Genomic DNA, 23336 nt, shown 5'->3' with positions numbered 1-23336 from the left:
CGCTCAGGCTTTCCTCCGGGCAGTTTCCCTTCGGTCTTGCGTTTCCGACTCTATCAGATCCTTTTCCGATCCGATTTCCTCGGTGCTTTCCAGGTCCCCCGCTTTTGTCTCGCGGTTTCCCTTTCCGGCGGTTCCGACTTTATCAGAAGTTTCAGGCCGGTCTGACCGGCCATTCGTTTTCCGACTTGTTCGGGAGTCCCTGCGGAATCCGGAGATTCAAGGGACTGACAGATACTAACCGCTGCCGACCGGACTCTGTCCAGTTCCAGGCAACTGTTCGAATCTACCTCCCCACGCACTCCGTGTCAACGGCTTTTGCGGGGCGAGGAGGAGACTAGCAGCTCAACAGGGCCGGTCGCACATCAGGCGGCTGTCGGCACCGTGGCGCTGCGCTCGGCGGCATCGACGTCGCCTGTGTCTCCGTCGCGGGCGGCCCTGCCGCCGAGGACGTAGACGTAGGCGAGGAAGGCGAGTTCTGCTGCGATGCCGATGGTGATGCGGGCCCAGGTGGGCAGGCCCGATGGGGTGACGAAGCCTTCGATCGCGCCGGAGACGAAGAGAACCAGGGCGAGGCCGATCGCCATGCCGACCGCGGCCCTGCCCTCTTCCGCGAGTGCGGTGCGTCGGGAGCGGGGGCCGGGGTCGATGACCGTCCAGCCGAGGCGGAGGCCGGTGCCGGCTGCGACGAAGACGGCTGTCAGTTCGAGGAGGCCGTGCGGGAGGACGAGTCCGAGGAAGGTGTCGAGTCGGCCCGCCGAGGACATGAGGCCGGCGCCGATGCCGAGGTTGAGCATGTTCTGGAACAGGATCCAGAGAACCGGCAGGCCCAGGAAGACGCCCAGGACCAGGCACATCGCGGCGGCCTGGGCGTTGTTCGTCCAGACCTGGGCGGCGAACGCGGCGGCCTGGTGGCTCGAGTAGTACGTCTCGTACAGGCCGCCGGGGCGGGTGAGCTGGCGGAGTTCGTCGGGGGCGGCTATGGAGGACTGGACTTCCGGGTGGGTGCCGATCCACCAGCCGAATACGGCGGCGAGGGCGGTGGACAGGAGTGCGGTGGGTACCCACCAGTGGCGCGACCTGTAGACCGCGGCCGGGAAGCCATGGGTGAGGAAGCGCGTCGCGTCGCGCCAGGAGGCGCGGCGGGTGCCGGTCACGGCGCTACGCGCGCGTGCCACGAGCTGGGTCAGCCTGCCGGTGAGCTGGGGGTCGGGGGCGCTGGACTGGATCAGGGAGAGGTGGGTGGCGGTGCGCTGGTAGAGGGTGACGAGTTCGTCGGTCTCGGCGCCGGTGAGGTTGCGCCGGCGGCGCAGGAGGGCGTCGAGGCGGTCCCATTCGGCCCGGTGGGCTGAGACGAAGACGTCGAGGTCCATCGGTGTGCCTGCTCCTCGGCTGTTCGTCGGCGGCCGGTGATGGATGTCAGCTTGTCCTACTGCGGCGCGATGTGCGTTCAGCTTGGCAGACTGGCTGTTCTCGGGGTGGGCCAGGGAAGGGACGACGGGCGTGAGTGAGCTGGTGACGGGCGAGGCCGTGGCGTTGGAGCTGCGGCCTGCCAGGCTGCCCAGCCGGGCGTTGGCCGTCCTGCTGGACCTGGTCGTGGCGTTCGTGGTCTACATCGTCGTGAGTATCGCTCTGGTAGCGGCGACGGCGTCCTTGGACGAGGCTGCGCAGATCGCGGTGTCGATCGCGACGTTCCTGCTGGTGCTGGTGGGTGGACCGATCGCGGTGGAGACGCTCAGTCATGGGCGCTCGCTCGGGAAGATGGCGTGTGGGCTGCGTGTGGTGCGGGACGACGGCGGGCCGATCCGGTTCCGGCACGCGCTCGTGCGGGGTGCGATCGGGGTCGTCGAAATTCTGCTGACGATCGGCGTGGTGGCCACGATCGCCTCGCTGGTCTCCGCGCGGGGCAGACGGCTCGGTGATGTCTTCGCCGGGACCTTGGTGGTGCGGGAGCGGGTGCCCACAGCCCCGACCGGTTTTCTGCCGCCGCCTCCGCCGTGGTTGGCGGGGCGGTTCCAGGGACTCGATCTTTCGGCGGTGCCGGACGGGCTGTGGCTGGCGGTGCGGCAGTACCTGGGGCGGATGAATCAGCTGGATCCGCAGGTCGGCTGGGCGATGGCGGAGCGGCTGGCCGGTGAGCTGGCGGCGCGTACGGGGGCTCCGGTGCCGCAGGGGGTGCCGCCGGCCGCGTTCTTGGCGGCGGTGGTGCAGGAGCGGCAGGTCCGGGAGGCACGGCGGGCCTTCGGCAGCGGTCCGGTTGCGGGGCGGCCTGCGGGTGGCGGTCCGCCGAGTCCGTACGGTCCGGGGCCGGTGGGTTCACCGGGTTCGTACGGTCCGCCTGTGTCGTACGGGGCTGCTGGGGCGCAGGCGCCTGTTGATCGGTCCGAGGGGTCAGGCGGTGGGTTCGTGCCGCCGGCGTAGTGCTGTGCGGGGTGGGTTCAGTCGAACGTCGACGGGGGTGTTTCGAGGTCTTCCAGTTCGATGCCGGGGGCTGCGAGGACGACGTCGCCGGCGATGTGCACGGTGTGCTGTTCGCCGGTGTCCAGGGCTGTGACCTGGTATTCGTCCACGGTCAGGGGGCCGTTGTCAGTGGCGTGTGCTTCGCTTTTCAGCAGGGCCCAGGACTGGTCCACGGTGCGCGGGGCGAGGACCGGGTCCGTGAAGGCGACGAGGCGTACTCGGGTTGCCGGGGAGGAGGGGGTGAGGCGCAGGAGTCGGGTGGTCGCGATGAGGAAGGCGGGGGATGTGCCCGTGAAGGCGTGGGCGGGGGTGTTGCCTTCTGTGGCGTGGGCGCCGGTGGGGTCGGTGCGGACCCAGGTGACGCCGTCCAGGGCTGCGCCGCGTACCTGCCAGTCGCTCGCGTGGAGTTCGAGGCGGAGGGGGCGGCCGAGGTCGTCGAGTGTGAGGTCGACGGAGCCGGTGTGATCGCCGGTGGGGGTGGTCAGCCGGGAGACGTAGCGCCAGCCGGAGGGGCCGGGGGCGCATTGGAAGTGCTCGAGTGCGAGGAGGGTGTGATCGTGCGGATCGTGGAGCGAATAGCGGCCGCGGGGCATCGGGGTCCTGGGGTCTGACGGGCTGGTCGGCTCTGGTGCGGCCGTGGGCCGACGGGGCAGGCCCCCGGCACGGGGGTGCGGGGGCCTGTCTCGGAGGACCTGCCTGGTGCTGAGGAACGCGTCAGCGCGTGGGTGCGTGGGTGCGCTCCTCAGCATGGCGGGGCTGCGGAACTCAGTAGCGGTAGTGGTCCGACTTGAAGGGGCCGTCGACCTGGACGCCGATGTACGCGGCCTGCTCGGGGCGGAGCGTGGTCAGCTTCACGCCGAGCGCGTCGAGGTGGAGGCGGGCGACCTTCTCGTCGAGGTGCTTGGGCAGCGTGTAGACGCCGATCGGGTACTCGGACTGCTTGGTGAACAGCTCGATCTGGGCCAAGGTCTGGTCCGCGAAGGAGTTGGACATCACGAACGAGGGGTGGCCGGTGGCGTTGCCCAGGTTCAGCAGGCGGCCCTCGGACAGCACGATGAGGACCTTGCCGTCGGGGAACTTCCAGGTGTGGACCTGGGGCTTGACCTCGTCCTTGACGATGCCCGGGATCTGCGCGAGGCCGGCCATGTCGATCTCGTTGTCGAAGTGGCCGATGTTGCCGACGATGGCCTGGTGCTTCATCTTGGCCATGTCCGAGGCCATGATGATGTCCTTGTTGCCGGTCGTGGTGATGAAGATGTCGGCCTTGTCGACGACCTCGTCGAGGGTCGTGACCTGGTAGCCGTCCATGGCCGCCTGGAGGGCGCAGATCGGGTCGATCTCGGTGACGATGACGCGGGCGCCCTGGCCGCGGAGGGACTCGGCGCAGCCCTTGCCGACGTCGCCATAGCCGCAGACGACGGCGGTCTTGCCGCCGATGAGGACGTCGGTGGCACGGTTGATGCCGTCGATCAGGGAGTGGCGGCAGCCGTACTTGTTGTCGAACTTCGACTTGGTGACGGCGTCGTTGACGTTGATCGCCGGGAAGAGGAGTTCGCCGTCGCGCTGCATCTCGTAGAGGCGGTGGACGCCGGTGGTGGTCTCCTCGGTGACGCCGCGGATCTCCGAGGCGAGCTGGGTCCACTTCTGCGAGCCGTCGGTGATGGTGCGGCCGAGGAGTTCGAGGACGACGCGGTGCTCGTCGGACTCGGCGGTGTCGGCGGAGGGGACCTTGCCGGCCTTCTCGTACTCGACGCCCTTGTGGACGAGCATGGTGGCGTCGCCACCGTCGTCCAGGATCATGTTCGGGCCGCCGGTGGGGGTGTTCGGCCAGGTCAGGGCCTGCTCGGTGCACCACCAGTACTCTTCGAGGGTCTCGCCCTTCCAGGCGAAGACCGGGATGCCCTGGGGGTTGTCGGGCGTGCCGTTGGGGCCGACCGCGACGGCGGCGGCGGCGTGGTCCTGGGTGGAGAAGATGTTGCAGGACACCCAGCGGACCTCGGCGCCGAGGGCGACCAGGGTCTCGATCAGGACGGCGGTCTGCACGGTCATGTGCAGCGAGCCCATGATCCGGGCGCCGGCGAGGGGCTGGGTGGCGGCGAACTCCTTGCGGATGGACATCAGGCCGGGCATCTCGTGCTCGGCGAGGGTGATCTCCTTGCGGCCGAAGTCGGCCAGGGAGAGGTCGGCGACCTTGAAGTCCTGTCGGTTGTCGACAGTCGTCATGGTGTGCTGCTCCTCGGAGTCGGGTCGAGAGAGTGGGTAGGGCTGGTCTGCGCGGCTGCGGACACAGGGGTCCCCAGGGGGGACACAGGCATGCCCGCGTTCGCGCAGCGCAGTCCGTCGGAGGCCCTCTCTCCCTCGGACGGTCCGCACCGGGTCCGCCCGACCGCCATCAGCAGCGACGTTCTGGCTCCGTTCCAAGCTACACCGGAGGTGCGGGGCTGCCCCAGTCCACCTCGGAAACGGTGACAGGACCCGGCGGTGGTTCGGCGGGTCCTGTCGGGTGGTGTGCGGGTCAGTGCTCGGTGGGGTGCTGGGCGGGTCCGCCCGGGGTGGCCTCGGGCTTCGGTCCCTCGGCGGCCACGTCCTCGTCGTAGACGTCGGGCTCGAGGTAGATGACGCGGGCGATGGGGACGGCGGCGCGGATGCGGGCCTCGGCGGCGTTGATGGCGGTGGCGACCTCGGTGGCCGTGTCGTCGTGCCGGACGGCGATCTTGGCGGCGACGAGGAGTTCCTCGGGGCCGAGGTGGAGGGTGCGCATGTGGATGACGCGGGTGACGGTGTCGCCGTCGACGATGGCGGCGTCGATCTTTTGGACGTCTTCCAGGCCGGCGGCTTCGCCGAGGAGCAGGGACTTGGTCTCGGCGGCCAGGACGAGGGCGATCAGGATGAGCAGGATGCCGATGCAGAGGGTGCCGATGCCGTCCCAGACGCCGTCGCCGGTGAGGAGGGCGAGGCCGACGCCGCCGAGGGCGAGGATGAGGCCGACGAGGGCGCCGAGGTCCTCCAGGAGGACGACGGGCAGTTCGGGCGCCTTGGCACGGCGGACGAACTCCGTCCAGGAGTGTTCGCCGCGCAGCGGGTTGGACTCTTGGATGGCCGTGCGGAAGGAGAAGCTCTCGGCGATGATCGCGAAGACGAGGACGCCGACGGGCCAGTACCAGTGCTCGATCTCGTGCGGGTGCTTGATCTTCTCGTAGCCCTCGTAGATGGCGAACATGCCGCCGACGGAGAAGAGGACGATGGAGACGAGGAAGGCGTAGATGTAGCGCTCGCGGCCGTAGCCGAACGGGTGTTGGGGGGTTGCCTCGCGTTGGGCCTTCTTGCCGCCGATGAGGAGCAGGGCCTGGTTGCCGGAGTCGGCGAGCGAGTGCACGCCTTCGGCGAGCATCGACGACGATCCGCTGAACGCGAACGCCACGAACTTCGATACCGCGATCGCGAGGTTGGCGCCGAGTGCCGCCACGATCGCCTTGGTGCCGCCTGACGCGCTCATGTGTTCGCGTTGTCCCTTCGCCTACGTGCGTACGCCGTGCGGAGCGGGGCCGTGTTGGCTTTGCCCGTCCTTTGCCGGTGGGTCATTGTTGCAGCCCGGTCCGGCGGTGACGCGTCGGGCTGTCCGGTGCGTGGGGGTCAGGCGATGACGGTGGCGCGGAAGAGCGTGCCGGTTCCGGACACTTCGGCTTTTTCGCCTGCGGGGACGAAGACGGAGTGGCCGGGGGTGAGTTCGTGTTCGCCCGTCTGTACGGTCCCGGCGGTGCAGAGCAGGATCTGCGGGGTCGGCAGGGTCAGGTCGTGGGCGGGGGCGCCGGCGGGCAGGACGTAGCGCGAGAGCCGGAACTCGTCGATGGGGGTGTCGTAGACCTCTTCGCCGTCCGGGGCGGCCTCGGGGCGCAGAACGCCGGGGTCGCCGGGCTCGAAGCGGACGATGCGCAGGAGTTCGGGGACGTCGACGTGCTTGGGGGTCAGTCCGCAGCGCAGGACGTTGTCGGAGTTGGCCATGATCTCGACGCCGAGGCCGCTGAGGTAGGCGTGCGGGATCCCGGCGCCGAGGAACAGGGCCTCGCCGGGCTGGAGTCGGACGTGGTTCAGCAGCATGGCGGCGATGACGCCGGGGTCGCCGGGGTAGTGGTGGGCGATGCCGGCGTAGGGGGCGTAGTCGCCGCCGAGGCGGTCGCAGGCGGCCGCGGCCGCCGCGACGGTGTGGGCCATCTCCTCGCGGTCGGCGGTGAGGATCGCGGTGAGGACCTCGCGCAGGGCGGCCTCTTCCGGGTGGGCGTGCAGGAGGTCGACGTACGGCTTGAGGGAGTCGACGCCGAGGCCGTCGAGGAGGTCGGCGGCCTGCGTGGGGGTGCGGAAGCCGCACAGGCCGTCGAACTCGGTGAGGGCGCAGATGAGTTCGGGCTTGTGGTTGGCGTCCTTGTAGTTGCGGTGCGGGGCGTCGACGGGGATGCCGCGGCGCTCTTCGTCCTCGTATCCCTGCTTGGCCTGGGTCAGGTCGGGGTGGACCTGGAGGGAGAGGGGGGCGCCGGCGGCGAGGATCTTGAGCAGGAAGGGGAGGCGGGGGCCGAACTTGGCGACGGCCCGCTCGCCGAGTTCGCGTCGGGGGTCGGCCTCGATGGCCTCGACGAGGGTGCCCCGGTCGGTGCGCGAGGGTGCGCCCGGGTGGGCGCCCATCCACATCTCGGCCTGCGGTTCGCCGGTCGGCGTGGTGCCGAGCAGCTGCGGGATCGCGGTGGGGGAACCCCAGGCGTAGGGGCGGACGGTGTTGTCGAGGCGGTCCATGCGGTTCTTTCTGCCTGCGGTTCTGGAGTCGGGTTCTGGGGTGGGTTCTGTTGGTGGGTTCTGCCGGTGGGTTCTGCCGGTGGGTTCTGCCGGTGGGTTCTGCCGGTGGGTTCTGCCGGTGGGTTCTGCCGGTGGCTTGTGCTGTGGGTTCTGCCGGTGCGTTCTGCCTGTGGGTTCGGTCGGCGGAGTCTGGTTTTGTGGTCAGGCTCCGGAGGCGAGCGCCAGGTAGACGGCGGCGAAGTCCGTGGTCGCGATCAGTTCGGCGAGGGTGACCAGTTCGTCGCCGGCTTCCGGCTCGAGCTCGCTGATCGGCGTGTCGTGGCTGAGGGCCAGTTCGCGGGCGGACGGCGCTGCCGTGAGGCCGCCGATCGGCCGGTCGCGGAGCAGCACCACGCGCGCGTGCAGGGCCGGGGTTTCTTCGACGCGGTCGCGGAAGAAGTCGTCCGGGTCGGCGCTGGCGGCGAGAGGGCCGGCGAGGAGCGCGTTGTGTTCGGCGAGCGCCTCGGGGAGTTCCGAGACGAGGGCGGGTCGGCCGGCGAGTTCGGCGAGGGCGGCTGCGAAGCGGCGGCCGGCGGGGCCCGCCGAGGTGCCTTCGGTCCAGATCACCGGGAGCGCGTCGGCCAGTTCGGCGGCCAGGGTCTTCGCCGGGTTGCTGTAGGTCGCGATGGCGGGGCCGCAGCGTTCGGCGACCCGGTCGAGCCGGTCGGCGACCTTCTCGATCGCCTCGGGCGGTGCGGAGAGCAACGCGATGCGGTCGAGGAGGGCGAGCAACGGGGTCAGCAGGGCCCAGAGGACGCCGGGGGCGGAGGCGGCGACGGGGGGCTGTTCGTCCTGTTCGTACGGTGCTGTCGCCAGTGGGACGAACAGGGCGTGGGTGGCGCCGGCCGCCTCGGTGAGCGGGGAGCCGGCGGGGGCCACTGCGGCGAGGGTGCAGCCGCGGCGGTAGGCCTGCTCGGCGAGGAGGGCGAGGCCGGGTTCGCTGCCGTCGGGGGTGGCGATCAGCAGGAGGTCGACGGAGCCGGCCCAGCCGGGGAGTTCCCAGCGCAGGGCGCCTGCGGCGGGGGCGACGCCGGTGGGGGTCAGCCGGATGACTGGGCAGGCGGCGCCGGCGAGGGTGCCGAGGAGGTCGGCCACGCAGGTGGCGGCGGCGCCGGGGCCCGCGATGAGGATGGCGCGGGGGCGGCCGTCGGGTTTGAGGCCGTTGACGCCGGCCTCGGCGGCGTGCCGGGCGGCGGTGCGGACGCGGGCGCCGGCTTCGGCCGCGCCGCGCAGGAGGGCTCGGCGGTCGGCCTCGGCGAGGGCCTCCGGCGTGTCGAGCAGCGAGTCGTCGAGCATGGCGGCAGTCTCCGATCGCCTGGGGCGTCGTCGGTTTTGCGGGGCCGGGTGGGGAGCGTGGGGTGGTTTGGGGCGGGGTTGTGCTTGGTGCTTGGTGCTTGGTGCACGGTGCTTGTGGTTGTGCTTGCGCCTGGGGCTGTGCTGGGTGCTTCGGGCTTGGCGCCCGGCGCCTGGGGTTTGGTGGGGCGCGGTGCGTTTTACGCGGGGTGGCGGGCCTCGTCGACCAGGAGGACGGGGATGCCGTCGCGGACGGGGTATGCCAGGCCGCAGTCCTGGCCTGTGCAGATCAGCTCTGTGTCCTGCTCCTTGAGGGGGGCGTGGCAGGCGGGGCAGGCGAGGATCTCCAGGAGGCCGGCTTCGAGCGGCATGGGGTGTCCCTTCGGGGTGTGCGGTGCGCTGGGCGCGTGCGCGGTGCGCGGTGTGGTGAGCGGGTGGGTCGGGGTGGGCGGATGTGCCTGGTCAGGGTACCGCTGGTGGGGGTGGGGTGCGGGGGTTGGGCGGGAAGGGGTGACGGGGGGCGGGGTGGGGGCTTGTGGTTGGTGGTTGGTGGTTGGTGGTTGGTGGTTGGTGCGTTGGGGTGGGCGTTGTGGGTTTCGCCCCCGCCGCCCCTACCCATTCCCATCCCCAGGGGCTTCGCCCCTTCGACCCCACCAGGGCTCCGCCCTGGGACCCGGCCGGGGACTGCGTCCCCTGGACCCCTCACGGGACTGCGTCCCTGGCTCGCGCACAAGGCTCCGTCCCGGCTCGGCGCATGGGGCTCCGCCCTGGCCCCGCGCACGGCGCTCGGCCCAGCCCGACACCCAGCGGTCGCCCTTGCCCCATGCAGGCGCTCGCCCCGCCCGTAGCTTCGCGCACGGCCCTTGTCCCCTGCCCTGTGCACGGCACTCGCTCCAGCCCGACGCCCAACGCTCGGCCCTGTCCCGTGCCCGGCGCTCGCACATGCCTCGCACGGAGCGGTCGCGCCTGAAACGCGCACGGCCTCGTCCCAGCCCGACACCCAGCGCTCGCCCTCGCCCCATGCAGGGCGCTCGCCCTAACTCCGCACGCAGCGCTCGTTCCTGCCCCATGCCAAGCACTCGTCCCTGCCCCGCGGGAAGCGCTCGCCCTTCTCCCGCGCGTAGCGCGCCCGTCCCCTGCCACGCCTGCAGCGCTCGCTCCTCCCCCGCCCGCAGCGCAGGTCCCTCCTCCGCCCGCAGCACCCGACCGTGCCCGGCGCACAGCACTCGTCCCAACTCCGCGGGCAGCGCTCGTCCCTGCCCACACGCGGGCCTCGCCCTTGTCCCGCGCGCAGCCGTCGCCCTTGCCGCGCCCACGACGCTCGTCCCAGCTCCGCGCGCAGCGCTCGTCCCCTGCCCGTACGCGGGCCTCGCAGCCGTCGCCCTTGCCGCGCCCACGGCACTCTCCCCCCGCCTCGCCCGCAGCGCTGGTCCCTCCCCGCCCACGAGCGCTGGTCCCTCCCCCGTGCGCAGCGCTCGTCCTTGACCTGTGCCCCGCGCTCGTTCCTGCTCCGTGCCCGACACTCATCCCTGCCCCATGCCCCGGCAGTCGTCACCGCCCTGCCCGCAACGCTTGTCGCTGCCCCCTGCGGGGGGACGGCTGGGGTCAGGCTTGGATGAGTTTTAGGGTTTCGTTTCGGATTTTGGTCATGGTGGGTTCGTCTCGGGCTTCTGCGTTGAGGCGGAGGAGGGGTTCGGTGTTGGAGGGGCGGACGTTGAACCACCAGTCGGTGGAGGTGACGGTCAGGCCGTCGAGTTCGTCCAGGGTGACGTCGTCGCGGTTTGCGTATGCCGCCTTGATCGCGGCGATGCGGCCGGCCTGGTCGGCGACCGTGGAGTTGATCTCGCCGGAGCCGGTGTAGCGGTCGTACTGCGCGACCAGGGCGGAGAGGGGGGCCTGCTGGGTGCCGAGGGCGGCCAGGACGTGGAGGGCGGCCAGCATGCCGGTGTCGGCGTTCCAGAAGTCCTTGAAGTAGTAGTGCGCGGAGTGTTCTCCGCCGAAGATCGCGCCCGAGCGGGCCATCTCCGCCTTGATGAACGAGTGGCCCACTCGCGTACGGACGGGGGTGCCGCCGTTCTCGCGGACGACCTCCGGGACCGTCCAGGACGTGATCAGGTTGTGGATGATCGTGCCCTTGCCGCCGTTGCGCGCGAGTTCGCGTGCCGCGACCAGGGCCGTGATCGCGGACGGGGAGACCGGCTCGCCCTTTTCGTCGACGACGAAGCAGCGGTCGGCGTCGCCGTCGAAGGCGAGGCCCAGGTCGGCGGACTCTTCGCGGACCCGCTTCTGCAGGTCCACGAGGTTCGCCGGGTCCAGCGGGTTGGCCTCGTGGTTGGGGAAGGTGCCGTCCAGTTCGAAGTACATGGGGATCACGGTGAGGGGCAGGCCCGCCAGGACGGTGGGGACCGTGTGACCGCCCATGCCGTTGCCCGCGTCGACGACGACCTTCAGGGGGCGGATGGAGGTCACGTCGACGAGTGCGCGCAGGTGTGCCGTGTAGCCCTTCAACGTGTCCGTTCGGGAGATCGTTCCCGGTACCTGCGCCGGTGTGGGCTTCGCGGCGGTCGAGTTCATCCAGCTTTCTACCAGTTCTCGGATCTCCGTCAGGCCGGTGTCCTGGCCCACCGGGGCCGCGCCCGCGCGGCACAGCTTGATGCCGTTGTACTGGGCCGGGTTGTGCGAGGCCGTGAACATGGCGCCGGGGAGGTCGAGTGCGCCCGAGGCGTAGTACAGCTGGTCCGTGGAGCAGAGGCCGATTTCGGTGACGTCCACGCCGAGCGCGGCCGCTCCGCGCGCGAAGGCGGCGGTCAGGCCGGGTGAGGAGGGGCGCATGTCGTGGCCGACGACGATCGCCCGGGCGTCGGTGACCTGGGCGAAGGCGGCGCCGAAGAGCTCGGCCAGTGACTCGTCCCACTGGTCCGGGACCACCCCGCGTACGTCGTACGCCTTCACGATCTGGGACAGATCAGCAGCCACGGCCACCCTTCCTGAAGTCCTGTAGGTCACCACAAACTACCCGGGCCGGTTCGGCGTCCGCTGTGCAGGCGATGGTGAGGTTCTGCGACGAGATCATCTTGCCGAGGACGCCGCCCGAGCGCTGCCGCCGCCACGAAGTGGCCGATCGTGGCGGCCTGGCCGGAGAGGTTCATGACATGGGCGAGGGCCAGGACAGAGGTTCCTTGAGCGCCACGCGCGCCGCCGGCTGGCTCCCCGTCCACGTTCACGACGTTCCGGAAGGGCCAGTCGTAGGTCCGGGTGGCCTGGGCGAGCCAGTCCTTGATCGTGGGGATCTGGGCCACGGAGAAGATCATGACGATCAGCGGGTAGGGGGCGTAGGCGCGCAGGATCTCGGGGTTGGGGTCCCGTTCGTCCAACTCCTCGCTGCGGGTGCCCGTCAGCACGGACGCGCGTACCGCTTCGGGTGCGGCCACGCGCGTGTGCGGTACGGCGACCAGGGCGGCGGCGCCCGCCAAAGCGGTGCCGATGTCGGCTAGTTGCGCGGAGCCGTAGTCGGAGGCGGCGAACTGGGCTACGGCGAAGGCGATTCCGCAGGCCAGGGCCGGAACCCAGGTCTTGCGCAGGCCTCGTCGGCCGTCCACCAGGACGAGCGGGTACGACGAGGGCTTGGATGCGGGCGTCGGAGAGGCGGCCGAAGGACCGGCGCAGGGCGTCGAAGTGCCGGGTGCGGACCGTTGTCCGGTACACCCAGAGGGCGTTGGCGGCGATCCACAGGATGGGGAAGAGGCCGAGGCAGGCTCCCTGGGCGGTGCCGGAGAGCGTCCCTGGGCCCACGGGCACGCCGTAGGGGCGTCAGAAGGCCCGTCAGGCCCGCCGGATGGGCTTTGGGGCGGACGCCGCCGAGGAGGATCAGGGCGATCACGCGGGGCAGGGGCGCGACGAGGGCGGACAGGGCTTGAGCGCTCCGCTGGGAGTGCTGCGATGTGCCGTCGTTCCGGTGCGGCGTCGTCGTAGCCGGTCGCGTGGTTCCCCGCGCCCCTTCAGGGCGCTGCCGAACGCGCCCCCGATCCAGATCACGTTTCCGTGCGCGTTTCCGATCACATTCCGGCCGGTTTCCGTGATGCGGAAAGCGGTTTCTCGTTCTTCCGCTGAATGGGATGGCCTGGGCACGACAAGCACACGTCGATGGGCCTGCGTCGATCCGTGACGGACAGACAGGGAGACCCGCTCAGTTGTCGGGTGAGCGCAGCACTCGCAGGTGGCCGCGGCGTGCGACCTCCATCGGGTCCGCCGTGCGGGGGCCGTTGCTCGTCCCGGCCGCGCGCCCCTGCGGGCGGGCCGCCTCGCGGACGGCGTTGGCAAGCGCTTCCAGATCGTCGCCGCTGGGGCGGGCGGGAGCCGAACCGTCGAGGAGCCGGACGACCTCCCAGCCGCGCGGGGCGGTGAGGCGCTCGGAGTGCTCGGCGCACAGGTCGTAGCAGTGGGGTTCGGCGTAGGTGGCGAGCGGGCCGAGGACCGCGGTCGAGTCGGCGTAGACGTACGTCAGCGTCGCGACGGCGGGTCGGCCGCAGGCAGTTCGCGAACAGCGACGTACAGGGCTCACGACGTTGGACGGTACCGCACTCTTGAGCGGGCCGCGACGACTCTCCACCAGGTCACTCCACCGTGTCGTGTTGTGAAACGCCCCACCGACGGTTCCAGTCATACCCCGCTGACCTGCGGGAACACCAGTGATTATGCAAAGGGAGTGCTCACCCCGCGGTCACCACTCGGCACAAACGGCATCAATTGCCGCGAGTTCGCCGGTCTCGTAGAGATACGGAAACGAGCCCAACCTTGGCTGGAATGATCATCCTGCGACATGCGTGGCGTCGCGGGCCGCGGCGCCCGGGACAGCGCGTGCAGCCGGGCGGCCGGGCACGGCGGGGACTACGCTTCAGTAGTGATGGACAGCCCCGTACCGCCCCCCGCCGCAGGCCCCGGACCCCGTCGTCGCGATCGCCACGGCCGAGGCATGCGGGGGCCGATCGCGCCGCCCCAGGTGCCGTTGGCCGCCAGTCGCGCCGATGTGTTCGCCGATCTTGTGCAGGACTCCGTCGAGCGGCTGGAGCGGCGGTGGCCGCAGCTCGCCGACATCGACTTCGTCGTGCTGGAGGTGCCGCGCCTGGACGCGACCCCGGAGCCGTGGAACGACGAGGCGGTCCCGTTGGGCGGGGTGATTCCCGCGCGGGAGGGACGGCGGGCGCGGGTCGTCGTCTACCGCAGGCCGGTCGAGATCCGCACCAAGGGGCGCGACGAACGGGCCGCGCTGGTGCACGAGGTGGTCGTGGAGCAGGTCGCGGAACTGCTCGGCCTGACTCCGGAGACGGTGGATCCGCGCTACGGCGAGGACTGAGCACCGGCTCCTCATGTTTCGAGTCACCGGTGCACCGCGTCTGCCGCTGCCGCTGCGTCTGCGTCTGCCGCGCTACTTCTGGAGCACCGCGATGTCCTCGTCGGCCTCCGGGACTGCCACCATGCCCCGGTCGTCCGGCAGGGTCTGGATCGTGAAGCCCGGGACGCCGTCCTGGGTGAGCGCCAGGGTGCGGGAGGCGTAGACCGGGGTGGCCGTGAGGGGTTCCACGGTCAGCGCGTAGGTGCCCTTCAGGCCGGTGGGGACGGGGAGTTCGACGTCCTGGGTGGTGCCCGCCTTGATCGTGTACGTCTTGGAGACGGCCGTGCCGCCGCCGCTGCCCGCGGACGCGGTGATCTTCACCTTGGCGGCGCCCTTGGGGGCGGTCAGGGAGAGCGTGGATCCCTTGGCCCGGTTGTCGACGGCGGACGCGCGCGTGCCGACGGGCGCGGTGGCGGAGATGAACGCCGACTCCTGATCGGCTCCCTTGCCGCGCAGGACCCGTACGGCGGCGACGACGGGCACCGACGGGCCGGTCGGGGTCAGCACCAGGGAGCCGGGCTCCCCGCGCGTGACGTCGCCCAGGTCGACCGAGGCGCTCATGCCCGCCTTGACGTGCAGGGTCTCGTGTCCGGCGGGGGTGATCAGACCTGAGGGGGAGGCGAGTTGGACCTTGAGGTCCGCGTCCGCGTCACCCGGTGCGTAGGCGATGAGGCGGACGGCCGTGGCGTCCTTGGGGATGCCCGGGATGACCTGGGTGCCCGCCGGGTCGGTGGTGGCGGCCAGCCAGTCGCCGCCGAGCTTCTCGTCCAGGGCCAGCACGGCGGCTCCGACCCGGCCGCTGCGGACGTTGACGTGGACGGTGAGGTCCTCCTGCTTCTCGGTGGTGAGCGTGGACAGCAGGATCGGCTCGCTGGAGTGCGCGGGGACCGTGATGTCCTCCCCCACGGTGCTCGCGAGGGCGCCTTCCTTGCCGTAGAGCTCGATGTCCACGACGGCGGCGGAGTCGTCCGGATTGGTGAGGTGGACGTAGTCCGTGCGGTCGGCGACCGTGCTGACGCCCGGGAACCAGAACTCCGTGTCCGACGCGCCGCAGGTCAGGCCTTGCAGGCCGCGGCCGGTGCCGGCGGCGACCTCGGTGGTCTGCTGGACGGTCCAGCCGGGAGCGAACTTCCCCTCGGCGGTGCCCACGAGCGCGGGCGTGTCGCCGCCTGTCGTGTCGCCGACGGCCGGGGTGCCGGGCTCCTTGGGGGTGACGACGGGCTTCGCCGCCGCCTTCTTGTCCGTCGCCTTGCCGGTCGGCTTGCCGGTCGGGGCGGGCGCCGACTCGGCGGTGGCCGCGGTGAGTTCGGCCGTGCCCTCGCCGTCGGCGCCCTTGGTGACGGGCGTGAAGGACGTGTACGACGTCTCGGCGATGTCGGAGGTGCTGGGCGCGGGGCAGACCAGGCTCGTGCGCTCCACGGGCAGTTCGGCGGCCGTCTTGGCGGTGTCCGGGGCGGTGGGATCCGGCTGCTGGAGCGTGGCGAACCCGGTGACGGCGGCGAGGGCCGCCGTGCCGGCGATCAGGGACAGGGTGGTGCGGTTCACTGCTGGCTCCCGTCGGGGCGCTCGCTGCCGGTGCCGTGGGCGTTGCGGTCCGGGTCGTAGGCGGGGTCGTAGCCGCCCTGGCCGTAGGCCGACGGGTCGTAGCCCTGCTGCTGGTAGTTCGGGTCGTACGGCGCCTGCGGGGCCTGGCCGTCGTAGGCGTACGGGTCGTACTGGCCGGCCTGGTAGGGGTCGTAGGACTGCTGGTCGTAGCCGCCCGCCGGGTACTGCTGGGCGTTCTGGTACTGCTCGCCCGGGTAGCCGGCGTATTCGCCGCCCGCGTAGGCCGACTGGTCCCAGTCTCCGTAGGACTGCTGCTGCGGGACCGCGACCGGGGTCTGCTCCTCCTGGACCGGGACGGGGAACTCCTCGTCCCGGCCGGGCTCTCCGGCCTCGGTCTCGGTGTCGGTCTCGGCTTCGGCCTGGGCGCGCAGGCGGCGGGCGCGGCGGCCCTCGCCCTCGGCCGGCTCGGCGGGGATCGGCTCCTCCTCGGGGAGGTCGTCGTCGACGTCGCGGCGACGGCCCGGGAGGGCGAGGACGACGAGGACGAGGGCGAGGAAGCCCTGCGCCCACAGCCAGGCGGTGTGGGTGAACGGGTCGTCGTAGGTGACGTCCAGCTTGCCGCCGGAGGCGGGGAGTTCGAAGCCCTGGGCCCAGCCGTCGAGGGTGACGGGGGTGAGGGCCTTGCCGTCGAGGGTGGCCGTCCAGCCTTCGGCGGCGGCGTCGGCCAGGCGCAGGACGCGGTCCTCGGAGCCGTCGGGGACGGTGGTGTGGAGGTCGACGGGGCCCGCGGCGACCGGGGTCGCCGCGCCCTTGCCGGAGTCCGCGACGACGGCCGCGCGGGAGACCTCCTGGTCGACCCGCCACAGGGCGCTGTCGTCCTGCTGGCTGAGCCGCTTCAGGCCGGGGGTGGCGTCCAGGACGCGGGTGACCTCGCGGGGCGCTCCCTTGTGGACGAGGACGTAGCCCACGGCGAACTCGCCGAGCTCGTCGGCCTGGTCGGCGCCGGAGCCGGCGACGAGGTTGGCGACGACCTTGTCGAGCTGCGCGTTCTCGCCGCCGGCCGCGGCGAGTTCGGCGTCGCCCAGGCGGGCGCCGGAGCCGCGGACCAGCACATAGCCGACGCGGGCGGTGGAGTCGCTGTCGAGGACGAGGGTGCGGGCCTGGTCGCGGTTGCCGGCCTCCTCGGCGACGAACGCGGGCACCTGTACGGGGTCTCGGCGTTCCAGGGGGCCGTCGGCGCCGCCGATCATCCAGCCGGCGGCGACGAGCAGCGGGCCGGCGGCGGAGGCGAAGGCGATGAGGGCGGCGACCGGCTGGCGCCAGCCGAAGCTCTGTTCGGCGACACGCGTGCGTGCCCCGTCGGCGCCGATGACGGCGGCGGCGAGGAGGGCGATGCCGTAGACGAGGGTGGCGGGGCCGGCCCAGGTGGAGCTGTTGGACAGGACGGCGAAGACGAGACCCACCAGGGCGACCGCCCAGGCCGCCCAGACGCCGAAGTGGCGCTCGGAGCGCAGCAGGGCGGCCAGCGCGGCCAGCACGATGCCGATGAGCATCAGGCCGTCGACGGTGCCGGGGCCGCCGGGGCTGGCGCCGAGCAGGTCGAACGCGGTGGCGGTCGAGGGGCCGAAGTCGAGGCCGGCCTGGGTGAAGAAGCCGAACGGCAGCAGGGTCAGCGACCAGGGCGCGAGGATCAGCAGGGGGGTGCCGAGCTGGGCCAGGAAGCGCAGGCCGTAGGCGGTGATGTCGCCGCGGCGCACGGCCAGGACCGCGAGGCCGAGGATCAGGGCGATGGGCCAGACGATCGGCGTGAACGCGGTGGTGATCGTCAGCAGCAGGGCGTACGCCCAGGTGGCGCGCCAGCTGCCGCGGCCGCCGGAGCGGTGCGTCAGGCCGCCGGCCGCGGCGCCCGCGCGGGCGATGAGCGGCAGCAGGACGGCCAGGACGGCGGTGCCGACGCGGCCGCCGGCGAGGGCGCCGGTCGCGGCCGGCAGGAAGGCGTAGACGACGGCCGCCCACGCGCGCAGGAGGCGCGACTCGACGAGCGGGCGGGAGGCGAAGTAGGCGGTGAAGCCGGCCAGCGGCACCGAGCAGACGAGCAGCACGGTGAGGGCGAGGCCGGTCGAGCCGAGCAGCAGGGTGGCCAGCGCGGCGATGATCGCCAGGTAGGGCGGGGCGGACGCGGTGCCGCCGGCGCCGACCGGATGCCAGGCGTCGAGGTAGCGCGACCACAGCTCGGAGGCGTCGGCCGGGGCGGGCAGCAGGGCGCCGCCCGCGAGGGCGCCGCCGCCGAGGAGGTTGCGGCAGGCGACCAGGGAGACGAGCAGGAGGACCAGGAAGAGCACCGGGCCGGGTTTGCGGGCGATGCGCTTGAGGCGGGCGAACTGCTCGATCTCGAGGAAGTCGGCGTCGTCGCCGCCGGGTCCGGACTCGACGGCGCCGCCGTGCCGGCCCGCGCCGGAGACGGCCTCGGGGTCGTCGGAGCCGAAGAGGTCGCCGGCGACCTGTTCGACGGTGGCCCGCACGGTCGCGCCGGGGGGCGGGAACAGGGGGCGCAGTTCCTCCTTGTCGACCGTCGGCTTCCCGCGGGTCCGCCGCCCGGCGATGATCCGCTCGGGCCGCAGCAGGGTGCTGAGCAGGCCGCGGATCTCGTCGAGGGCCTGTCCGGGGACCTTGCCGACGAGGTAGGCGACGGTCCGCAGCAGGGTGCCGAGGACCAGGCGCACCAGGATCCAGGGCAGCAGGGCGGTGCGGCTGTTGACGAGGAGGGTGTAGACGGCGCCGGCCTTGTCGACCTTGTGCGGGGAGGCGCTGGTGCGGCCCGCGCAGTCGACGGTGCGGCGCTCGCGGGATGCGGCCTCGGCATGCCGGACGACGGCCTCGGGGGCGATGAGGACACGGTGGCCGGCGGCCTGGGCGCGCCAGCACAGGTCGACGTCGTCCCGCATCAGGGGCAGCCGGCGGTCGAAGCCGCCGAGCCGGTCGAAGACGTCGCGGCGGACCAGCATGCCGGCGGTGGACACGGAGAGCACGGACCGCACATGGTCGTGCTGGCCCTGGTCCTGTTCGCGGCGGTCCAGGCCGGTCCAGCGGCGGCCGGAGTGCGCGATGGTGACGCCGACCTCGAGGAGTTGCCGGCGGTCGTACCAGCCGCGGAGCTTGGGGCCGACGACGGCCACGTCGTCACGGCCCAGTTCGAGTTCGTTCTCCACCACGCGCAGCAGCTCGGCCAGCGCGTCCGGTTCGGGGGCGCAGTCGTCGTGCAGCAGCCACAGCCACTGGACGGGCTCTCCGTGCGGGAGCTCCGGCAGGTCGTAGGCGTCGTCGCGCCACGTGCGCGTGACGGGGTCCCAGCCGCTGGGGCGCTTCAGGTAGGGGAGTTCCTCGGGGGTGAGGACCGGGGCCGTGCGGTTGGCCTCCTCGACGGCCTGGCCGAAGCCGGTGCGCCGGGCCAGGTGCAGGACGCGGTCGTCGCCGAGGGCGTCGGTGACCAGCTGCGCGGACGCGTCCGAGCTGCCGGTGTCGGCGGCCATGACGGACTGGACGGGGCGCTCCTGGCCGAGCAGCCCGGCGAGCGCGTCGGGCAGCCAGCGGGCACCGTCGTGGGAGACGATCACCGCGGTCACTACATGACGCGGGAACTCAGGTGTGGCAGCGCTGTCTTGACGGGCTGCCGTGTGGCTGTGCACGGACATCGAGGTACGGGCCCCGGTTCGATGGACTGCGGTGGACTCCTGCGCCGTCTGGGGGCGGCGGGGTGTCTCGGACGAGCGCCCACACTATCGGCTGGGCAGGACGACGGCCCGCCGCCTGTGGACAACCCACTTGCGACGGGCCGTTCGGACCCTTGTGCCTCCGTGGAGGAGGCGGTGCTCAGACCGCCGCCTTCTTCAGACGGCGGCGCTCCCGCTCGGAGAGGCCGCCCCAGATGCCGAATCTCTCGTCGTTGGCGAGGGCGTACTCAAGGCATTCGGAGCGGACCTCGCAGGCGAGACAGACCTTCTTGGCCTCCCGGGTCGAGCCGCCCTTCTCGGGGAAGAAGGACTCGGGATCGGTCTGGGCGCACAGTGCGCGCTCCTGCCAGCCGAGTTCCTCGTCCGCGTCGTCGACGTCGACCAGCAGTTGCTGCACCAGCTCGGTCATGTGCGCCCCTCGCTCTGTCTTTCGCGTCCCCGTGACGTGGCCGTTACCGATTCCGGCTGAACGACACGAGTGAAATTACAAGTGTGCTGCTCCGGGCGAGTCAAGCCGAGATCTGCTATTGAGCCCCTTATTCACTCTGCGGAACCAAGGCCATGCGGTAAGTGTTCAAATCGCCATAAACCTTGACAAGCAGATAGAGCCCCGGAGGACCACCGGCCCCGCACAGCGCTTGTACGGGTAAGGACGTCCTGAGGATCGATCCCGTTGCGGCACGCGCGCGGAAGCGAACCGGATCACAGTCGGATCACGGGATCGCCACGAGGCTTGCGCGCCCGGCTTGTGCGCCATGTGTCCCGGTGGCCGCGTGAACAAACCTTTCATCTTCGAGATGAACCGGATGAGGTGAACCGCGTCCCACATACCGGGTGTCGAGTTGACAGTGGAGGTGTGAACCGCTGTGCTTGTGGGCATGCTCGCGAACTTGGCACTCACCTCGACCGGCTCCGCCGGGTCCCACGGTGCTGCCCGCGCTCGCTGTAGCTGTTGTCGCTGTTGCAGCTGTTGAGCCCACCCGCTCCGGCTGACGGCCGAGTCGCCCGTACCCGTGACCCGGGCGGGACCGCTTCTTCGACCCGGTCTCTCGTTCCCTCTGACCTTCTTCATCACTGAGGAACCACCACACCCATGAACAGCGACAGCGACCTGCAGATCGCCGGCGACATCCTCGAAGTCCCGCACCTCCTCCAGGCACCGCGCGAGCATCCGGCCACCGTCGCCGAGTTCGTCGGCCTGGCCCGCTCCATCGCCGCCGACCGCGACCGGTGGGAGCACCTGGTCCGCTACGACGCGACGACCCGCTGGTACCACCGGCTGCGCACGGGCCCCGGCTACGAGGTGTGGCTGCTGTCCTGGGTGCCCGGCCAGGGCAGCGGGCCGCACGACCACGGCCCCTCCTCCGGAGTGTTCACCGTCCTGGACGGCGAGCTGACCGAGCGCACGGAGCGCGGCACGCGCGTGCTGGCGGCGGGGGCCCAGCGAGTGTTCGGGGAGGGGTACGTGCACGAGGTCGTCAACGACGCGCTGGAGCCGGCGGTGAGCCTGCACGTGTACTTCCCGGGACTGACCGAGATGCCCATGCACACGGCCCGAACGGCCTGCGCGGCCCTCGGCGCGTACGACGAGGTGGACGTCGTCGGCGCGTAGGGCCCGCCTTCGGCGGTCGCCGTCCGCTCATGGGCGCTCGTACGGGTGGGCGGGTTTTCCACAGGTGGGTGGTTGTCCACAACCGGCGGACGGGTTGTCGGCGGCGCCTGCGAGACTGGCTCCCATGCGCATTGTGGTTCTGGCAGGCGGCATCGGCGGTGCCCGCTTCCTGCGCGGTCTGAAGCAGGCCGCGCCGGACGCGGACATCACGGTCATCGGCAACACCGGCGACGACATCCACCTCTTCGGGCTGAAGGTCTGCCCGGATCTCGACACGGTGATGTACACGCTCGGCGGCGGCATCAACGAGGAGCAGGGCTGGGGGCGGGCCGAGGAGACCTTCCATCTGAAGGAGGAGCTCGCGGCCTACGGCGCCGGGCCCGGCTGGTTCGGGCTGGGCGACCGGGACTTCGCGACGCACATCGTGCGGACGCAGATGATCGGCGCCGGGTATCCGCTGAGCGCGGTCACCGAGGCGCTCTGCGACCGGTGGAAGCCGGGGGTGCGGTTGATCCCCATGACCGACGACCGGGTGGAGACCCATGTCGCGGTCGAGGAGGACGGCGAGCGCAAGGCCGTGCACTTCCAGGAGTACTGGGTGCGGCTGCGGGCGTCGGTGCCGGCCGAGGCGGTCGTGCCGGTCGGCGCCGAGCAGGCGAAGCCGGCGCCGGGGGTGCTGGAGGCGATCGCGGAGGCGGACGTGATCCTCTTCCCGCCGTCGAATCCGATCGTCTCCGTCGGCACGATTCTCGCCGTGCCCGGTATCCGCGAGGCGATCGCCGAGGCCGGCGTGCCGGTGGTGGGCCTCTCCCCCATCGTCGGGGACGCGCCGGTGCGCGGCATGGCCGACAAGGTGCTCGCGGCGGTCGGCGTGGAGTCGACGGCCGCGGCGGTGGCCGAGCACTACGGCTCGGGGCTGCTCGACGGCTGGCTCGTCGACACCGTGGACGCGGGCGTCGTGGAGCGGGTGGAGACGGCCGGGATCCGCTGCCGGGCCGTCCCGCTGATGATGAGCGACCTCGACGCGACCACGCGGATGGCCCAGGAGGCGCTGACGCTGGCCGAGGAGGTGCGGGGGGCATGAGCGAGACCAACGGGCCTGCCGAGAACGGTTACCGGGTCTGGGCCCTGGGCGGACTGCCCGAGGTGCAGGCCGGGGACGACCTGGTCAAGCTGATCGCCGCCGCCGAGCCGGGGCTCGTCGACGGGGACGTCCTGCTCGTCACCTCGAAGATCGTGTCCAAGGCCGAGGGGCGGGTCGTCCGCGCGGCCGACCGGGAGGCCGCGATCGACGCCGAGACGGTACGGGTCGTGGCCCGGCGCGGGATGCTGCGGATCGTCGAGAACCGGCAGGGGCTGATCATGGCCGCCGCCGGGGTCGATGCCTCCAACACCCCTTCGGGGACAGTGCTGTTGCTGCCCGAGGATCCGGACGCCTCGGCGCGCGCGATCCGGGAGGGGCTGCGGGGCGCGCTCGGCGTCGACGTCGGGGTCATCGTCACCGACACCTTCGGGCGGCCCTGGCGCGCGGGGCTCACGGACGTGGCGATCGGCGCGGCCGGGGTGCGGGTGCTGGACGATCTGCGCGGGGGCACGGACGCGTACGGCAATCCGCTGAGCGCGACGGTCGTCGCCACGGCGGACGAGCTCGCGGCGGCCGGGGATCTCGTGAAGGGGAAGGCCGCCGGGCTGCCGGTGGCCGTGGTGCGGGGGCTGGGGCAGGTCGTCGTCGCCGAGGATGACGAGGGGAGCGGAGAGAGCGGAGACGTAGGACTCGCCGAGAGCGGGGCTCGGGTCATGGTGCGGGGGGCGCGCGACGACATGTTCCGGCTCGGGACGTCCGAGGCGGTGCGGCTGGCGGTCACCCAGCGGCGGACCGTGCGAGCCTTCACGGACGAGCCGGTCGATCCCGGGGCCGTGCGGCGCGCGGTGGCGGCGGCCGTCACCGCGCCGGCGCCGCATCACACCACGCCGTGGCGGTTCGTGCTGCTGGAGTCGGCACCGTCGCGGGTTCGGCTGCTGGACGCCATGCGGGACGCGTGGATCGCGGATCTGCGGCGGGACGGGAAGTCCGAGGAGTCGATCGCGAAGCGGGTGCGGCGAGGGGATGTGCTGCGCAACGCGCCGTATCTGGTGGTGCCCTGTCTGGTGATGGACGGTTCGCACACCTATGGGGACGCGCGGCGGGATGCGGCCGAGCGGGAGATGTTCGTGGTCGCCGCCGGGGCCGGGGTGCAGAACTTCCTGGTCGCGCTGGCCGGGGAGCGGCTCGGGTCCGCGTGGGTGTCGTCGACGATGTTCTGCCGGGACGTGGTGCGGGAGGTGCTGGCCTTGCCGCAGGGGTGGGATCCGATGGGGGCGGTGGCGGTCGGGCACGCGGCGGAGGAACCTCGGGCTCGGGCGGGGCGGGAGGTGGGGGACTTTGTCGTTGTGCGGTGACACGGTGACGCTCCGCTGGGGGGCGGGTGTCTACGGTTGCCCT

17 protein-coding genes and 1 pseudogene are annotated in these 23336 nt (G+C 71.8%); 5 read left to right on the top strand and 13 right to left on the bottom strand.

Annotated features, from left to right (window positions below; genetic code table 11):
- Positions 1-362 precede the first annotated feature (362 nt).
- On the bottom strand, positions 363-1370 hold the full coding sequence (locus tag ACWCPF_RS39185; protein ID WP_451049912.1) for a stage II sporulation protein M: 1008 nt from the start codon (positions 1368-1370) through the stop codon (positions 363-365).
- Positions 1371-1500: 130 nt separating this feature from the next.
- On the opposite strand from ACWCPF_RS39185, the gene ACWCPF_RS39180 reads away from it, so the two are divergent.
- Positions 1501-2418, top strand: a complete 918-nt coding sequence (locus ACWCPF_RS39180; protein ID WP_451049911.1) for an RDD family protein — start codon at positions 1501-1503, stop codon at positions 2416-2418.
- 17 nt (positions 2419-2435) lie between these two features.
- On the opposite strand, the gene ACWCPF_RS39175 is transcribed toward ACWCPF_RS39180, so the two are convergent.
- From ACWCPF_RS39175 to ACWCPF_RS39135, 9 genes and pseudogenes are all read right to left on the bottom strand, one after another.
- On the bottom strand, positions 2436-3050 hold the full coding sequence (locus tag ACWCPF_RS39175; RefSeq protein ID WP_451049910.1) for a hypothetical protein: 615 nt from the start codon (positions 3048-3050) through the stop codon (positions 2436-2438).
- 172 nt (positions 3051-3222) lie between these two features.
- Positions 3223-4680: an adenosylhomocysteinase gene (gene ahcY / locus ACWCPF_RS39170; protein ID WP_451049909.1), complete on the bottom strand. Its 1458-nt coding sequence runs from the start codon at positions 4678-4680 to the stop codon at positions 3223-3225.
- Positions 4681-4972: 292 nt separating this feature from the next.
- A complete protein-coding gene (locus ACWCPF_RS39165; RefSeq protein ID WP_451049908.1) occupies positions 4973-5953 on the bottom strand; it encodes a cation diffusion facilitator family transporter in 981 nt (326 codons plus the stop codon).
- A 137-nt stretch (positions 5954-6090) separates the two neighbouring features.
- Positions 6091-7242, bottom strand: a complete 1152-nt coding sequence (gene manA / locus ACWCPF_RS39160; RefSeq protein ID WP_451049907.1) for a mannose-6-phosphate isomerase, class I — start codon at positions 7240-7242, stop codon at positions 6091-6093.
- A 201-nt stretch (positions 7243-7443) separates the two neighbouring features.
- A complete protein-coding gene (locus ACWCPF_RS39155) occupies positions 7444-8577 on the bottom strand; it encodes an SIS domain-containing protein (RefSeq protein WP_451049906.1) in 1134 nt (377 codons plus the stop codon).
- Between the two features lie 197 nt (positions 8578-8774).
- On the bottom strand, positions 8775-8945 hold the full coding sequence (locus ACWCPF_RS39150) for a Trm112 family protein (RefSeq protein ID WP_190149712.1): 171 nt from the start codon (positions 8943-8945) through the stop codon (positions 8775-8777).
- Between the two features lie 1234 nt (positions 8946-10179).
- Positions 10180-11550, bottom strand: coding sequence for a phosphomannomutase/phosphoglucomutase (locus tag ACWCPF_RS39145; protein WP_451049905.1), 1371 nt, complete (start codon positions 11548-11550; stop codon positions 10180-10182).
- A gap of 113 nt (positions 11551-11663) precedes the next feature.
- A pseudogene (locus ACWCPF_RS39140) lies at positions 11664-12484 on the bottom strand (L-lactate permease); the annotation flags it as partial.
- A 276-nt stretch (positions 12485-12760) separates the two neighbouring features.
- Positions 12761-13183: a DUF3499 domain-containing protein gene (locus ACWCPF_RS39135; RefSeq protein ID WP_451049904.1), complete on the bottom strand. Its 423-nt coding sequence runs from the start codon at positions 13181-13183 to the stop codon at positions 12761-12763.
- Between the two features lie 363 nt (positions 13184-13546).
- Between ACWCPF_RS39135 and ACWCPF_RS39130 the strand changes: the two genes are divergently transcribed.
- Entirely contained in the window at positions 13547-13927 is a 381-nt protein-coding gene (locus tag ACWCPF_RS39130) for a metallopeptidase family protein (RefSeq protein ID WP_451049903.1), read from the top strand.
- A gap of 72 nt (positions 13928-13999) precedes the next feature.
- Here the strand turns inward: ACWCPF_RS39130 and ACWCPF_RS39125 are convergent, their stop codons facing one another.
- The 3 genes from ACWCPF_RS39125 to ACWCPF_RS39115 all read right to left on the bottom strand — a co-directional run bounded on the left by ACWCPF_RS39125 (position 14000) and on the right by ACWCPF_RS39115 (position 19651).
- Positions 14000-15511: a DUF5719 family protein gene (locus ACWCPF_RS39125; RefSeq protein WP_451049902.1), complete on the bottom strand. Its 1512-nt coding sequence runs from the start codon at positions 15509-15511 to the stop codon at positions 14000-14002.
- A complete protein-coding gene (locus ACWCPF_RS39120) occupies positions 15508-19203 on the bottom strand; it encodes a glycosyltransferase (protein ID WP_451049901.1) in 3696 nt (1231 codons plus the stop codon). Before ACWCPF_RS39120 ends, ACWCPF_RS39125 begins: the two co-directional genes overlap by 4 nt.
- A gap of 178 nt (positions 19204-19381) precedes the next feature.
- On the bottom strand, positions 19382-19651 hold the full coding sequence (locus tag ACWCPF_RS39115; RefSeq protein ID WP_020128551.1) for a WhiB family transcriptional regulator: 270 nt from the start codon (positions 19649-19651) through the stop codon (positions 19382-19384).
- A gap of 684 nt (positions 19652-20335) precedes the next feature.
- Here ACWCPF_RS39115 and ACWCPF_RS39110 point away from each other — a divergent pair.
- The 3 genes from ACWCPF_RS39110 (at position 20336) to ACWCPF_RS39100 (ending at position 23293) form a co-directional block, all read left to right on the top strand.
- Positions 20336-20854 (top strand): cysteine dioxygenase, encoded by a 519-nt coding sequence (locus ACWCPF_RS39110; protein ID WP_451049900.1) that lies wholly within the window; start codon positions 20336-20338, stop codon positions 20852-20854.
- A gap of 124 nt (positions 20855-20978) precedes the next feature.
- Positions 20979-21938, top strand: a complete 960-nt coding sequence (gene cofD / locus ACWCPF_RS39105) for a 2-phospho-L-lactate transferase (RefSeq protein ID WP_451049899.1) — start codon at positions 20979-20981, stop codon at positions 21936-21938.
- Positions 21935-23293 carry a coenzyme F420-0:L-glutamate ligase gene (locus ACWCPF_RS39100; RefSeq protein WP_451049898.1) on the top strand — a complete coding sequence of 453 codons (1359 nt, stop codon included), beginning with the start codon at positions 21935-21937 and terminating at the stop codon, positions 23291-23293. The genes cofD and ACWCPF_RS39100 overlap by 4 nt, the downstream gene beginning before the upstream one ends.
- Positions 23294-23336 lie beyond the last annotated feature (43 nt).

The organism is Streptomyces sp. NPDC001858, from assembly GCF_053594615.1.
This window is presented reverse-complemented; position numbering and strand designations above follow the sequence as displayed.

What these genes read in the sequence shown, in the direction of transcription:
- ACWCPF_RS39165 (WP_451049908.1), bottom strand. Translation starts at nt 5,953, where the DNA reads ATGAGCGCGTCAGGCGGCACCAAGGCGATCGTGGCGGCACTCGGCGCC.
- ahcY (WP_451049909.1), bottom strand. Translation starts at nt 4,680, where the DNA reads ATGACGACTGTCGACAACCGACAGGACTTCAAGGTCGCCGACCTCTCC.
- ACWCPF_RS39150 (WP_190149712.1), bottom strand. Translation starts at nt 8,945, where the DNA reads ATGCCGCTCGAAGCCGGCCTCCTGGAGATCCTCGCCTGCCCCGCCTGC.
- ACWCPF_RS39115 (WP_020128551.1), bottom strand. Translation starts at nt 19,651, where the DNA reads ATGACCGAGCTGGTGCAGCAACTGCTGGTCGACGTCGACGACGCGGAC.
- ACWCPF_RS39130 (WP_451049903.1), top strand. Translation starts at nt 13,547, where the DNA reads ATGCGGGGGCCGATCGCGCCGCCCCAGGTGCCGTTGGCCGCCAGTCGC.
- ACWCPF_RS39110 (WP_451049900.1), top strand. Translation starts at nt 20,336, where the DNA reads ATGAACAGCGACAGCGACCTGCAGATCGCCGGCGACATCCTCGAAGTC.
- ACWCPF_RS39175 (WP_451049910.1), bottom strand. Translation starts at nt 3,050, where the DNA reads ATGCCCCGCGGCCGCTATTCGCTCCACGATCCGCACGATCACACCCTC.
- ACWCPF_RS39185 (WP_451049912.1), bottom strand. Translation starts at nt 1,370, where the DNA reads ATGGACCTCGACGTCTTCGTCTCAGCCCACCGGGCCGAATGGGACCGC.
- manA (WP_451049907.1), bottom strand. Translation starts at nt 7,242, where the DNA reads ATGGACCGCCTCGACAACACCGTCCGCCCCTACGCCTGGGGTTCCCCC.
- ACWCPF_RS39100 (WP_451049898.1), top strand. Translation starts at nt 21,935, where the DNA reads ATGAGCGAGACCAACGGGCCTGCCGAGAACGGTTACCGGGTCTGGGCC.
- ACWCPF_RS39120 (WP_451049901.1), bottom strand. Translation starts at nt 19,203, where the DNA reads ATGTCCGTGCACAGCCACACGGCAGCCCGTCAAGACAGCGCTGCCACA.
- ACWCPF_RS39155 (WP_451049906.1), bottom strand. Translation starts at nt 8,577, where the DNA reads ATGCTCGACGACTCGCTGCTCGACACGCCGGAGGCCCTCGCCGAGGCC.
- cofD (WP_451049899.1), top strand. Translation starts at nt 20,979, where the DNA reads ATGCGCATTGTGGTTCTGGCAGGCGGCATCGGCGGTGCCCGCTTCCTG.